Here is a 13,608-nt window from a genome sequence, read left to right on the forward strand (position 1 = left end):
GTAAAAAGCGTGATTTTGGGGTATACTCGCGGGCTTGCAATTTTTAGGCTGAGTAAAGTGTGAAGGGTTTGGATAGCGTGAATAAAGAAATTTGTGTTGAACTTAAGGCGATGCCGTCGCTGTTATCGCTTTATCGCAAGATCTTTTTTGGCCGAAAGCCAGGCTGGGACGAACAGCCTCTGCCCCATGTTAAGGTGACCTGTCCACAGGTGGCCGTGCGCGCCGATAAGGTCGCCCAATATGCCAAGGTGTGTGGCTTCGAGTTCGATGGCCAGCAGCTGCCGTTGACCTATCTCTATGTCATGGTGTTTCGCCTGCATGCCAGCATCTTTACCTTAGATGCGATCACCTTCCCCTTGCTGGGCATGATCCACCTGAAGAACAGTATTACCCGTTACCGCACCACGAGTGTCGATGAGCGCTATGATCTCGAGTGTGAGCTGACCAGCAGCCAAATGACAGACTCAGGGCTGGAGTTTGAGCTGGTGTCTCGCGCCTTCGTCGGCGGCGAGCTGGTGTGGGAGTCGCTGTCGACCTATCTCTACCGTATCGAGCAAAGCGGCAAGCGCGCGCGTCCGCCTAAGGCGAGCCCAATGAGCTGGTCGAATCCGGTTAGCTGGGAGCTGAGTGAAGATCTCGGCCGCCGTTATGCCAAGGCATCGGGCGACTACAACCTGATTCATCTGCATCCCGTGCTGTCTAAGCGTTTTGGTTTCGATCGCGTGTTGGCCCACGGCATGTGGTCTAAGGCACGAAGCGTAGCTCAGCTGATGCCAGAAATTGGCGACAAGCCCTGTACTGTGGAGGTGGCCTTCAAGCTGCCGCTACTCATGCCGGCCCAGGTGAGTTTCGATTTCGATACCGAGAGTGCCGAAGGACTGATGTTCGAACTGCGTGACGTCAAGGGGCGCAGGCCGCACCTGACGGGTCAGGTGAAGTTTCACGACTAAATCCTTGAAAGCTAAAATCTTAAAAGCTAACTCCTCAAAAGCTAGCTTAAATAGCTAAGCCTTAGTTTTTAGATGGATAGAGAAAAGCCAGCAGATTGCTGGCTTTTTCGTTTCTGATGCAGATTTTAGCGTCCTAAGGCACGCTGTGGCCGGTGGAGGCCTGCCAGATGCTAAACCACTCCTGCCTGTCGAGCGTTATCTCGCCGGCGGCGACGGCGGCGCTGATCCGCTCAGGATTACCGCTGCCGATGATAGGCCTTGGCTGGCTCGGTAGGGCCATCACCCAGGCATAGATGATCTGGCTGATATCGTCCGTGCCATGGTCGGCGGCTATCTTGGTTAACGTCTGGCGAAGTCGCTTGGCCTGCTCGCTCTGGCTGCTAAAGATCTCGCCGCCACCTAGGCAGGACCAGGCCATGGGCGGGCAACGATACTGCTGCGCCTGATCCAGGCTGCCATCGCTCAGGGTATGCATGGCCATGGGGGAGATCTCCAGCTGGTTGGTCACCAGGGGGCGATCCAGCCTGGACTGCAACAGGTCGAACTGAGCCGGGGTGAAGTTGGAGACGCCGAAGTGGCGCACCTTGCCGGTCTGATAGAGCTGTTCGAAGGCCTGGGCGACCTCGTCGGCATTCATCAGGGGATCTGGTCTGTGGATCAGCAGTAGATCTATCTCATCCACCTGCAGCGCCTTAAGCGAGTTATCGACGCTGGTGAGAATGTGCTGATAGCCTGTGTCATAGTGGTTGACGTAGCGCTCAGTTGTCGAGGCAAAGGCGGGCTTGATGCCGCACTTAGTGACTATCTGCATCTGCTGTCTCAGCTCGGGCTTGAGGGCCAGTGCGCGGCCAAACAGCGCCTCGCAGCTGTACTCGCCATAGATGTCCGCATGGTCCATACAGGTCACGCCCAGACTGAGATAATGCTCGATCAACGCCAGGGTCTGCTGCGGTGTCTGTTGCCAGCTATCCAGGCGCCAGAAGCCGGCGATAAAGGGGGAGAATGTAAAGCTTTGCTGACTCATGGGCCGCTCCGTTTGGATTAATTTTTTCCATTAATAATCATTTTATTGATTTAGATTCATAAATCCTTAATTAATACCTTCGCCGACAATGAATAGGTTTGTTGTGACCACTTTTTGCTCTATATTCGCACCAGCTCGCTTTTTTTCATGCTTATTTATTGTAGGAGCGCTATATGCTGACTGACATCGAAATTTCACGCCAAGCCAGCTTACAACCCATAGAAAGCATAGCTACTGCTTTCGGGATCTTGCCCCACGAATTAAGCCCTTACGGCAGAACCAAGGCCAAGGTCGATCTGGCTATCACCAACCGAATTAAAGATAACAAACATGGTAAGTTAGTGATAGTCACGGCGGTAACGCCGACTCCCTTCGGCGAAGGCAAGACAGTGACCAGTATCGGCCTGACTCAGGGCTTGCAGGCGATCGGCAAGAAGAGCTGCGCCTGTATCCGCCAGCCCAGCATGGGTCCGGTATTTGGTATCAAGGGGGGCGCCGCCGGTGGTGGCCTGGCCCAGGTGGTGCCTATGGAAGATCTCAACCTGCATCTGACCGGCGACATACACGCGGTGACCAGTGCTCATAACCTGGCGGCCGCGGCCATCGATGCCCGCCTCTATCACGAGCAACGCCTGGGCAATGATGCCTTTCGCGAACAATCCGGGCTAGCACCCTTAGATATCGATCCCGACAAGATCCTGTGGCGCCGGGTGGTGGATCAGAATGAGCGCAGCCTGCGCACCATCACTGTCGGCCTTGGCGAGGTCAATGGTCCAGTGCATCAGGGCGGCTTCGATATCAGCGCCGCCTCCGAGTTGATGGCGATTCTGGCGCTGAGCCGGGATCTTAAGGACCTGCGTGCCCGCATCGGTCGTATCGTGCTGGCGCAGAACAAACAGGGCGACTACATCAGCGCCGAAGATCTTGGCGTGGCCGGCGCCATGACGGCCATCATGAGTCAGGCCATCTCGCCGACCCTGATGCAGACCCTAAGTGGTGCCCCTTGTCTGATCCATGCCGGTCCCTTCGCCAACATCGCCCATGGTAACTCGTCGATCATCGCCGACGATATCGCCCTCAGGCTGGCAGATATCGTGGTGACCGAGGGGGGCTTCGGCTCCGATATGGGCTTCGAAAAATTCTGTAATATCAAGACCCGTCAGTCGGGCAATGCGCCGGATGCGGCGGTATTGGTGGTGACGGTCAAGGCGCTCAAGTCTCATAATCCTGACGCAGGTAGCGAGATGGATAAGCTCGCCGCCGGCTATGCCAACTTGCGCTGGCACATCAGCAATGTGGCCAAGTATGGCCTGCCGCTGGTGGTGGCCATCAACCGCTTCGCCGAGGATACCCAGGAGGAGCTAGAGTGGCTCAAGGCCCGCGTGCTGCAAGAGGGCGTATTTGCCTGCGAAGTCTGCGAAGCCTTTACTCAAGGCGCCGAGGGCGCGGTGGCACTGGCCAGGGCCGTGGTACGCGCCACCGAGCAGCCGAGTCAGTTCCGTTATCTTTACGAGACCAAGCAGTCTATCGAGGCCAAGCTGCTGACCATCGCCGAGGCAGGTTACGGTGCTAGCGGCATCAGTTTATCCGATACGGCCAAGGCTCAGCTGATTCAGCTGCAACGCCAGGGATTTGATAAGCTGGCGCTCTGCATCGCCAAGACGCCCATGTCGGTTAGCCATGATCCTAAGCTCAAGGGGGCGCCACAAGGGTTTGAGCTGCCCATCGCCGAGCTGAAACTCAATGCCGGTGCCGGCTTTATCACGGCGCTGGTGGGTAAGGTGATGACCATGCCAGGGCTGGGGATACGTCCCGGATATCTGAACATAGATATCGATGAGCGAGGCGAGATCACAGGGCTGGCCTAAGGCTGGCGGGGTATTCCTTGCTATAGAGAGATAAAAAAGCGCCTGCAGTTGCAGGCGCTTTTTTTGTGAAGGGCTTTGTTATAAAGAGCTGTCTTTGAGCCCTTACTTGCCAGTCTGGTAGATATGCACGTCGCGCTGTGGGAAAGGAATCGAGATATCTTCCTGGTCGAAGCGCATCTTCACCGCGCGGGTGATGTCCCAATACACATCCCAGTAATCTTCCGGCTTCACCCAAGGACGCACTACGAAGTCCACCGAAGACTCGCCCAGCAGGTGTAGCTTCACCGTCGGCTCAGGCTGCTTGAGCACCTTAGGATGTTCGTCGACTATACCGCGCAGCACCTGCTCGGCCTTCTCTATGTTGTCGCCGTAACCTATGCCGAAGGTCATGTCGACGCGGCGCTGATGTTCTACCGTGATGTTGTTGATGGTATCGCCCCAGATCTTGTTGTTGGGGATGATCAGGCGCTGGTTGTCCAAGGTCTTGATGGTGGTGGAGACCAGGCTCATCTGGCTCACCTTACCCGTTACGCCCGCGGCGTTGATCAGGTCGCCCACGTCGTAGGGACGATAGATGAGGATCATCATGCCCGAGGCGAAGTTAGACAGGGTATCTTGCAGGGCGAAACCTATGATCACACCCGCGACCCCGAAGCCGGCCAGCAGTGGACCAAGTTCGAAGCCCAGCTGTGACAGGGCGATCATCAGACCCAGAGCAAACACTGTCTTACCCGAGAGGGAGACGAAGAAGTCTTGCAGCAACTTGCTGAATTTAAGCTTTGAGTTGCTCACCATCTTCTTGACGATGCGCTGCACTGCCTTGCCGGCCAGATGGGCCAGGAAGAGGATCAGCAGGAAGACAAACAACTTGAACAGCAGGCCCGGGCCGTTGTCCAGCGCCTGATTCTTGGCCTGGTTCCACCACTGGTCCAGCAGGTTACTGGCCACATCGACGTTGAGCACGTCTTGGGTGATATCCCCTGAGATGCTAAACAGGGTCTGCTTGAGGACCGTGGTATCCTGGCTCATAGCATCCAGCAGCTCGATCGCCACCGACAGGCTGGCGCTGGTCAGGCTGAGTCGCTCGTTGAGGTTGGTGACCAGGGCGGTCTGCTCAGCAGTAACATCCTTACCCGCCTTGGCCGCCTCATCCACCGCCAGCTTGAGTTTGTCCTGGGTGAAATGCACCAGGCTGTTGAGCATGTCTGAGCGTTTCAGCAGTTGAGCCGTCAGCTGGGTCTTGATGGCTTGGGTATCTTCGCCCAAGGCGTCCAGCCAGGTGAGGGTCTCATATTTGGCGCTGAGGATCTCGTCGCGCTGGCGATCCCGCATGGCGAGCTTATACATGACGCCTGTGTCATTATCGCTGCCAAGCTGTTGTTTAAATTGGTCAATATCGGCGGCGTAGTAATCGGCTACCTTGTCGATGAAGGCCAGATGCTTCTGTAGCAGTGGTAGCAGGTTTGCCTTATCCAGCGGTTGCTGGTTCATCATCAGCTTGAACTTGTCGTGCAGTTGGTTGGCGTGCTCCTTGATACGGTACTCGATAAACTGCTTCATCTCGCCGTTGGCATTGCCTAGTTTAGCGATATCTGAATCTATGGTCTGTTGCAGTTGAGTCAGTTCGGTCAGGGGCTGGGGTGTCTGGAGGGCTTCATCGGCGGTGGTGGGAAGATGGGCTAGGGCCATCATAGTCACCAGCGCCAGGGCTAAGTTGCGTAACATATTATCCGTCCTGTGTTAGCTAATGGCTGGGATCATAATCTGTTCCAATTGCGCTGTAAATTCGCAACGCGTGGCGGCGCAATCTGATAGACTAGCACTCTTTGCCGTTATTTGAGAGTTTGTTGTGCTTTGTCCTCACTGTAGTCACCCCTTTCGCGCCCAACAGGTTGCTGCCCAGCGGGGCAAGGGGCTGGATGCTCAGATCCAATGTCCCCACTGCGAGGCCTGGCTGGGTCGAAGTGCCAACCTGATGCGATTGAAGATGTTGGGTTTCTATCTGGGGCTGGTGATGCTGGTCGTGGGCTATTTCCTACCAGAGTGGCGTAACTTGACCGCGCCGGTGGCGATATTTGCCGTGATGATTCTGCTGGTGACTCATATGATGGACCACCTCAAGGTGACCCAGGCGCCGCCGAGGCAAGAGGTGGACGACAGCGAGCACAGACAGAAGTATCGTTGAGGGGGCGGGCCGTGTGAGCCTGCTAGATGATGATGCGCTTGAGCTAGGCCTGGCGCCTAGCTCATCTGAAATATGATATTTGTGCCTTGTTCCTAAAAAGCAGACTCAGGCCAAATCGGTTATTCGACGACCTGAACCTGAGCCTCGAGCGCCGCTTCGACGTAATAGATCCCGCCGAGAATGGCGACAAAGAAGATGGCGGTCCAGAACAGCATTTTGAAATTTTCGCGAAAAAATTCCTTCATAGAGAGCATTTCCTTTAAACCTTGAATGGTGAGAGTCGGTAGCTCAGAGCCGCCGCTCAATTTAGCTGTCATCTTAGTGTCACTAACTTAAGTCAGACTTAATTTTAGCCAATCTGGCCGTGATGTGGGCCACGCTTTGGGTCGGCGCATAAGTAAAATTTTCGAATAACTTTTGTTACATTCCAGCCTGAGCCACCGCCAATTCTGGCTTGACTTCATCACTCGTATCCCTAAACTTGGTCGGAATTTGAATGTGTCCAGTAGATCCCATGGCAATAAAGGTAAAAGGAAAAGTTAGAGGAGTGGCGATATGGCTTAGTGCTATATTGTTCTGCTTGTCTGTGCTTGCGCCTGCCCATAGCCTGGAACATCTGGATGAGGGCGCCACCACACACTGCACCCTGTGTATTCAAAAACTGCAACTCAATAGCGTCTTGCCGGTCGGCGAGTTTAGCTTTAGCCTGCCCAGCCTCACGGTGGAAGTGCCGCTACGTGAGCCCACGGCCCTTGCCGCCGTCCACGTCGATTACTTTCAGAGCCGCGCCCCGCCCGCACAGTCGTAATACCTCAAAAACTCAAGATAATTAATACTCTGCGCCCCATTGGCGGCGGAGTCGTTTAGCTGTTTTTTGGAGAGATTATGATGAATTTCAATGCCCGCCTGTCGGCGGTTGCACTTGCCTGTGCCTGTTTGCCTAGCCTAATGCCAAGCCTAAGTTTCGCGGCGGATCCTAGCCTGACTAACCCTGCCATCAGTGCGGTGCTCGACGGTTACTATCAAAACGCCGAGCGCCCCATGTCTGAGCGTGTCGAGGGCTTTGGCCTGGGTCACACCGAGTTGGCGCTCAGCGCCAACATAGACGACATGTTCTATGGCAAGCTGACCTCGGTGATCGAGGTGCACGATGGCGAGACCGAGGTGGGACTCGAAGAGGCCTTCATCCAGACCCTGGCGATGCCCTATGGTCTGTCGATGCGCGGCGGTCGTTTCCTGTCGGATGTGGGTTACCTCAACAATCAGCATGTGCACAGCGATGCCTTCTCCGATCGTCCGGCGGCCTATCGTGCCTTCCTGGGCAGTCACTACTTCGATGACGGTGTGCGTCTGGACTATGTCGCACCGACCGATCTCTACTGGAGCATGGGCGTCGAGGCCTTCAAGGGCGATAGCATGCGCGCCGAAGATGAACACGGCGAGCGCGAATTTAAGAGCGTCGGCGTCTACACCGCCTACACTAAGTTGGGTGGAGATATCGGCGTCAGCAGCTCCTGGCAGCTGGGCCTGAGTTATCTGCGTAACGAAAACGGTCGTCTCACCGCCCATGAGGAGCATGAAGAAGCCGTGGTGGCCGAGGATGGCCATGATCATAGCCATGCCGCCAGATACACGGGTGAGAACACCTATATGGCGGACTTCGTCTACAAGTGGGCGCCCCAGGGCAACTACAAGTATCAGCATCTGACCCTGAGCGGCGAGTATTTCCGTGTGAGCGACTATGCGCCGCTGGACGACCATGACCACGAGGCGGTCGACGATCATGATACCGCTAAGCCGGATGCCCACACGGGTTGGTATCTAAGCTCTGTGTATCAGTTCTCGCCAAACTGGTCGGCAGGTCTGCGTTACGGTCAGGTCGATACGCACCTGATGCACGATGAGCACTTCGATGCCCAGAAGCTGAAAGAGACTGAGGTGAGCCTGGCCTGGCATCACAGCCACTTCTCCACCGTGCGCCTGCAATATACCAATCAGCAAGGCACTAACTTTGACGGCATCACAGATGATAACGTCATTACTCTTCAATATGTCATGACTCTGGGGGCTCACGGTGCGCATCAATTCTAACTACTTAAAAGCTGGCGTTGCGGCGCTGGCGCTGAGCTTTGCCTGTGGTGCACAGGCGAAATTGAATATCTTCGCCTGCGAGCCTGAATATGCTGCCTTGGCCAAGGAGCTGGCACCGGATGCTAAGATCTACGCCGCGACCACGGCGATGCAGGACCCCCATCAGGTGCAGGCCAGACCCAGCTTGATCGCCAAGATGCGCCAGGCAGATCTGGCGGTCTGCGCCGGTGCCGATCTCGAGGTGGGCTGGCTGCCCATGTTGCAGATGAAGTCGGCTAACGCCCAGGTGCGCTCGACCGACAAGGGGCTGTTCTATGCCGCCGAGCATACTCAGACCCTGGACAAGCTGGCTCAGGTGGATCGCAGCATGGGCGATGTCCATGCTCAGGGCAATCCACACCTGCACTTCGACCCAGAGCGTCTGCTGGAGGTGGCTAAGGCGCTGTCGGCCAAGATGGTGTCGCTGGATCCGGACAATCGCGCGGCCTACGAGTCGGCCCTGGCCGATTTCAGCCAGCGCTGGCAGGCGGCGATTGGCCGTTGGCAATCACAGGCGGCGCCGCTTAAGGGCAAGAAGGTGATCGCCTATCACACCAGCTTCCGCTACCTGTTTAACTGGTTGGGCATGGAGCAGGTGGGGGATCTTGAGCCTAAGCCTGGCCTGCCGCCAAGCACGGGGCACCTGGCCAGCCTGCAGGGGCGCGCCGGGCAGGGCGATGTGATGGCGATTATTGTCGCCTCCTATCAGGATGAGCGCGGCGCCAACTGGCTCGGTGAGCGCACCGACCTGCCGGTGGTGAATCTGCCTATGTCGGTCGGTGGCAACGATGACGCCCAGGACCTCTTTGGCCTGTACGACAGCGTTATCCACTTGTTGCTGGGCGTGAATCGCTAGCCTGGTTTAGATCCGGCGCCCTCTTTGGGGGCGCCGTTGTTCGCTTTTGGGTACTCAATCATGTTTGATCTCGATCTCTTATCAATTCTACTCCCTGCCTTCGCCGCGGGTATTCTGGTGCTCTCGACCCATGTCTTGCTCGGGAGTCAGGTGCTCAAGCGGGGCATCATCTTCATCGACCTGGCGATCGCCCAGGTGGCGGCGCTGGGGGCGATTATTGCCCACACCAACCATGAGCTGGAGCATCTGCCTTATTCCACGGTCTGGATGCCGGCCCTGTTTGCGTTGCTGGGGGCAGGGTTTATCGCCTGGCTGGCCAAGCGGATGGCCGATGAGCTGGAGGCGATCATCGGCTGCTTCTATGTGTTGTCGGCGGTGGCGGCCATGCTCTTGCTGTCAAACGATCCCCATGGCGCAGAGATGCTTAAGCAGTTGATGTCTGGGCAGATCCTCTGGGTGAACTGGTCACAGTTGATCCTACCGGCTGTGGTGTCGAGCCTGGTGCTGGCGATCATCGCCCTGCGCCCCGCCATACTCAACGGTGCCGGTTTCTACCTGCTGTTTGCCTTAGTGATCACCCTGTCGGTGGAGCTGGTGGGCGTCTACCTGGTGTTCAGCTCGCTGATCCTGCCGGCGCTGGCGGTCAACAAGCTGCGTGGCAAGGGTAAGTGGCCGCTGGCCTATCTGGTGGGCCTGCTGGGCTATGGCATAGGTCTGTTGCTATCGGCCAGCTTCGATCTGCCTAGCGGCGCGGCGATTGTGGCGACCCTGGCGGTCAGCACGATAGCGTTTCGTCTGCTGCTGCCCAGACTACTTAGAGAAAGTTCGATTACAAAGGTCGAGACTAACTAGAAAAGTCGATAAAAACGACGCACTTGTGAGTTGAGCGGGTAGGGGGCAGCAGGCTCTCGCCCGCTTTTTTCTTAGCTGCATTTGATTGCGGTGATGTTTTTCTACTGTTAATTCCATGACTTATATCGTTAACACTTGCCCTGTATCCTGTAAAGCTGCTAGGGGCCTAAGACGACAGGTGTAAGTCAAAAGGCCTGCTGCTATAATGTCGCCACTGAAATCACAGGAGTAAGTTGTGCTGTTAATCTTCAGATCTCTGATCTTAGCCATCATGTTGTTGTTGGCCTTTGTCTTCGGCGGCCTCTATTGTCTGCTGCGCCCCCGTCATAGAGACAATGTCCATCTGTTTGCTAAGATTTTTTCCTGGGCCGCGCCAGTATTGGGGGTCAAGGTGGTGGTGCGCAAACCCAAGGTCGAGCGCAGCGAGCCCTGTATCTTCCTGGCCAACCATCAGAACAATTTCGACATGTTCACCCATACGGCCGCCGTGCCAAAGGGCACAGTTAGCCTGGGCAAGAAGAGCCTGGCCTGGATCCCTTTCTTCGGCCAGATCTACTGGCTGTCGGGGAACATACTGATCGACCGTAAAAACCGTAACCGCGCCTTCGAGACCATGGCGCAGACGGCGAAGAAGATTAAAGATAAGTGCCTCTCTATCTGGATCTTCCCTGAGGGTACACGCTCACGGGGCAAGGGGCTGCTACCCTTCAAGGCGGGCGCCTTTCATACCGCCATCGAGGCGGGTGTCGCCATGGTGCCTGTGCTGGCCTCGAATCAGGAACATATTAAGCTCAACCGCTGGAACAACGGCGTGGTGATCATCGAGGTGATGGATCCCATAGAGACCAAAGGTCTGGCTAAGTCTCAGGTAAAAGAGCTTTCTACCCGGATTCATGCCATGATGGCGGAAAAGCTGGCTCAGCTTAATCAGGAAGCCAGTGCCCTGATGGCCAAGAAAGCAATTAATTAAGAACATTTTTATTCGGAGAGATCCATGTCTACAGAACGTCAGCTGCAGGAACAGAAACAGGAAAACCAGGAGATCGTGGATGCGATTCTTGCCGATGGTTCTGAGCCAGATGCCGAATACACCATAGAACACCACTTCTCGGCCTCTAACTTCGACCGTCTGGAGAAGGCGGCGGTGGAAGCCTTTAAGATGGGCTTTGAGGTGAACGATGCCGAAGAGATGGAGCTGGAAGACGGCTCAGTGCTCTTCTGTTTCGACGCCATCGCCTACCACAAACTCGACGTGGCTTTGCTGGACAAGGCCTGTGAAGATCTGATCCAACTGGCGGCTAAGCTCAAGGTGGATTACGACGGTTGGGGTACCTATTTCATAGGCGATGAGATGGAAGATGATGACGAGGAGTACGAAGAGGAAGACTCTCGTTTCCATTAATCTTCGCGTATCTCGCACCTAACAAAAAGCCCATCATAGATGGGCTTTTTCGTATCTGTCACGGCTTGGGTTTGACCCTATTCGGCTTCATCGGGATTGAAGATGACGCAGCAGTTACGCCCCTTCTGCTTGGCCTGATAGAGGGCGCTGTCGGCTTGGCCTAGCCATTGGGCGCTGTTGCTCAGGTGCTCGTCTATGCCGCAGATGCCGATACTCACCGTCACCTTGAGGATGGCGCTCTCAAACCTCAGCTCTGAGGCCTCGATCTTCTCCCGCAGGCGATCGGCAAAATGCAGTGCGGCCTCGGCATTGGTGTTCGACAGCACTACGGAGAACTCCTCACCGCCGTAGCGGCCGGCGCAATCTGTGTCCCGTAGTGACTGACGCAGGATATGGGAGACATGCTGGATCACCCTGTCGCCGGCGATATGGCCATAGGTGTCGTTGATCCGTTTGAAATGGTCTATGTCGAACATCACCAGTGTGGTGGGCTCGCCGTAGCGGGCATGGCGGTCGAACTCCTTCTGCATGCACAGCTGCCAGTGACGGCGGTTATGCAGCTGGGTCAGGCCATCTGTCTGGCTCAGATGCTCCAGGCGCTCGTTGGCGGCCTTGAGCTGTAGCTTGTTGATCGCCACATCGGTAACGTCATAGATGATCATGCTGATATGGGTGATCTGGCCCGTGAGGGAGGAGAGGGGCAGCAGGGTCACATTCTGGTACATGAAGTCGGCGCGGCCCGTGATGGGGCGATAGTTGCCAAACTTAAACACATAGGGACGTTGCTCCCAGCTGATGAAGGCGCGGTTCTTCAGCAGAAACACAGACTCCATCTTCTGCTTCAGCCAGTTGGCTGGCAGGTAGTCGAACTGATCGAATAGATTCTTGCCCTTGATGGAGTTGGGTGAGATGCCGCTATGGTTCTCCATGAAGCCGTTCCACAGCTGGATGTTGTAGTCGCGATCCAGCACGACCAGGCCCACCTCTATGGTCTGCACCATATCGATTAGCCAGTGGAGTTCGTTCATCGCGCTTTGGTCATATGGCATATCTTGGTCCAACTTAATCCAGCAGGTAGCCCAGCTTATAGTTAAGCGTCGGCAATGAGTCTTCGGTAAACAGCAGCAGGAGATCGCATTGAATATCATGGCCTTCGATGCGGTAGTTGATCTCCATCGCCAGGGTGCGGGACCATTTCTCCGAGTTGTCGTGGATAAGGTCGTTTACCGTACAGTGACGCCCCAGTACCACGGGATGGCTCTGGCTGAACTTCATGTGCAGCTGCTCCGAGATACCACTGAGGAAGGCGCCGATAAGCACGTTGCCCGTGTCTATCATCACCTCTATCTCTGTGTTGGCATCCTCGGGATTTGCCAGCCCCATCAGCTTGGCCATGTCCTGAAAGGAGGAGTCGTGAAACAGCAAAAGCGCCTCGCCGGCCACGCCCGCGCCGATAAAGCCCTGGCACAGGGCCGATACCGTGCTGTAACGCTCGGTGGCCTTAAGGGTCATGGTGAGCTCGCTGACTTCCAGCACGTTGACGTTAGGGATTGGCAGCAGTACGAAGACATCCAGCAGCTTGGCCAGCAGATCGGCGGCGCGGCCCATGGCCACGTTGGCGACCTCCTGGCAGGCGTCGCGCAGATCCACCTCTATCATGGGGTTGTCGTTGTCTTGCTCGCCCAGGGCTATGGTGAGTATGCCGTACTCCTGGAGTATGTTGCTGATGGCATCGGCGCTCACCGGCTTCTGAATAAAGTCCAGCGCACCCAATGCCTTCACCTTCTCGTGGGCCTTGATCTGAATGTCGCCGGAGACCACGATCACCAGGGCGGGAAGATCTTCCTTCTGAATCGTCTCCAGTACCTCGTAACCATCCATGACTGGCATGTTGAGATCGAGAAACACCACTTCGCCCTTGCCGGCCCTGATCGCCTCGATACCTTCGGCACCATTGTTGGCAAAGGTGATCTCGACATCCCACTCCTTGGGCAGGGTCCTGGCCATCTGCTTGCGAGCGAGTGCGGAGTCATCGCATATGAGTACGGGAATCGACATCTAGTTATAACATCCTAATCTGCCTTCATTATTAGAAGATAACACCAAATCACTTGCTTGGTGGCTAAAAGCTTCGTCCTGAGGCAGTTTTCATCGGTTTTGTCTGTGGTAACGACAGGGTTTAATGGGACTTGCAGTTGGTCTCTTTGCCGGGGCATCTACCCCAATCCCAGGCATCCAGGCCGGGTCGCCGGGTATGTCGGTGCAGGTAAATGACAAGCTTTGCCCAAAGGTTATTATCTATCAGCTTGATTAACAACCGTAAACTCTTAAGTGGCAATAT

General features: G+C 55.8%; 14 protein-coding genes. 9 read left to right on the plus strand and 5 right to left on the minus strand.

What is annotated here, in order from left to right:
* The first annotated feature begins 110 nt into the window (after positions 1–110).
* Positions 111–950 (plus strand): MaoC/PaaZ C-terminal domain-containing protein, encoded by an 840-nt coding sequence (locus tag K0H80_RS02230; protein ID WP_220073900.1) that lies wholly within the window; start codon positions 111–113, stop codon positions 948–950.
* A gap of 133 nt (positions 951–1,083) precedes the next feature.
* Here the strand turns inward: K0H80_RS02230 and K0H80_RS02235 are convergent, their stop codons facing one another.
* The gene (locus tag K0H80_RS02235; RefSeq protein WP_220072937.1) at positions 1,084–1,974 is read right to left on the minus strand and encodes an aldo/keto reductase; all 891 of its coding nucleotides are present in this window, start codon (positions 1,972–1,974) and stop codon (positions 1,084–1,086) included.
* Between the two features lie 173 nt (positions 1,975–2,147).
* Between K0H80_RS02235 and K0H80_RS02240 the strand changes: the two genes are divergently transcribed.
* Complete coding sequence (locus K0H80_RS02240; RefSeq protein WP_220072938.1) at positions 2,148–3,842, plus strand: formate--tetrahydrofolate ligase; 1,695 nt, start codon at positions 2,148–2,150, stop codon at positions 3,840–3,842.
* 102 nt (positions 3,843–3,944) lie between these two features.
* Here the strand turns inward: K0H80_RS02240 and K0H80_RS02245 are convergent, their stop codons facing one another.
* Complete coding sequence (locus tag K0H80_RS02245; RefSeq protein WP_220072939.1) at positions 3,945–5,567, minus strand: mechanosensitive ion channel family protein; 1,623 nt, start codon at positions 5,565–5,567, stop codon at positions 3,945–3,947.
* 124 nt (positions 5,568–5,691) lie between these two features.
* Between K0H80_RS02245 and K0H80_RS02250 the strand changes: the two genes are divergently transcribed.
* A complete protein-coding gene (locus K0H80_RS02250; RefSeq protein WP_220072940.1) occupies positions 5,692–6,027 on the plus strand; it encodes a hypothetical protein in 336 nt (111 codons plus the stop codon).
* Between the two features lie 119 nt (positions 6,028–6,146).
* On the opposite strand, the gene K0H80_RS02255 is transcribed toward K0H80_RS02250, so the two are convergent.
* Positions 6,147–6,344 (minus strand): hypothetical protein, encoded by a 198-nt coding sequence (locus K0H80_RS02255; protein ID WP_220074045.1) that lies wholly within the window; start codon positions 6,342–6,344, stop codon positions 6,147–6,149.
* 230 nt (positions 6,345–6,574) lie between these two features.
* Here K0H80_RS02255 and K0H80_RS02260 point away from each other — a divergent pair, with 230 nt between their 5' ends.
* The 6 genes from K0H80_RS02260 (at position 6,575) to rraB (ending at position 11,267) form a co-directional block, all read left to right on the plus strand.
* The gene (locus K0H80_RS02260; protein ID WP_258406159.1) at positions 6,575–6,835 is read left to right on the plus strand and encodes an ABC-type zinc uptake system zinc chaperone; all 261 of its coding nucleotides are present in this window, start codon (positions 6,575–6,577) and stop codon (positions 6,833–6,835) included.
* A gap of 77 nt (positions 6,836–6,912) precedes the next feature.
* The gene (locus tag K0H80_RS02265) at positions 6,913–8,118 is read left to right on the plus strand and encodes a hypothetical protein (protein WP_220072941.1); all 1,206 of its coding nucleotides are present in this window, start codon (positions 6,913–6,915) and stop codon (positions 8,116–8,118) included.
* Positions 8,102–9,013 carry a metal ABC transporter solute-binding protein, Zn/Mn family gene (locus K0H80_RS02270; RefSeq protein WP_220072942.1) on the plus strand — a complete coding sequence of 304 codons (912 nt, stop codon included), beginning with the start codon at positions 8,102–8,104 and terminating at the stop codon, positions 9,011–9,013. The genes K0H80_RS02265 and K0H80_RS02270 overlap by 17 nt, the downstream gene beginning before the upstream one ends.
* A gap of 60 nt (positions 9,014–9,073) precedes the next feature.
* Positions 9,074–9,865 (plus strand): metal ABC transporter permease, encoded by a 792-nt coding sequence (locus K0H80_RS02275; protein ID WP_220072943.1) that lies wholly within the window; start codon positions 9,074–9,076, stop codon positions 9,863–9,865.
* 235 nt (positions 9,866–10,100) lie between these two features.
* Complete coding sequence (locus K0H80_RS02280; RefSeq protein WP_011864256.1) at positions 10,101–10,835, plus strand: 1-acylglycerol-3-phosphate O-acyltransferase; 735 nt, start codon at positions 10,101–10,103, stop codon at positions 10,833–10,835.
* A gap of 24 nt (positions 10,836–10,859) precedes the next feature.
* Complete coding sequence (rraB, locus tag K0H80_RS02285) at positions 10,860–11,267, plus strand: ribonuclease E inhibitor RraB (protein WP_220044080.1); 408 nt, start codon at positions 10,860–10,862, stop codon at positions 11,265–11,267.
* Positions 11,268–11,344: 77 nt separating this feature from the next.
* Here the strand turns inward: rraB and K0H80_RS02290 are convergent, their stop codons facing one another.
* Positions 11,345–12,316, minus strand: a complete 972-nt coding sequence (locus K0H80_RS02290) for a GGDEF domain-containing protein (RefSeq protein ID WP_220044081.1) — start codon at positions 12,314–12,316, stop codon at positions 11,345–11,347.
* 13 nt (positions 12,317–12,329) lie between these two features.
* On the minus strand, positions 12,330–13,325 hold the full coding sequence (locus tag K0H80_RS02295) for a response regulator (RefSeq protein ID WP_011864259.1): 996 nt from the start codon (positions 13,323–13,325) through the stop codon (positions 12,330–12,332).
* Positions 13,326–13,608 lie beyond the last annotated feature (283 nt).

It is taken from the genome of Shewanella aegiceratis (assembly GCF_019457495.1).
In the GTDB taxonomy this organism is placed as follows: domain Bacteria; phylum Pseudomonadota; class Gammaproteobacteria; order Enterobacterales; family Shewanellaceae; genus Shewanella; species Shewanella loihica.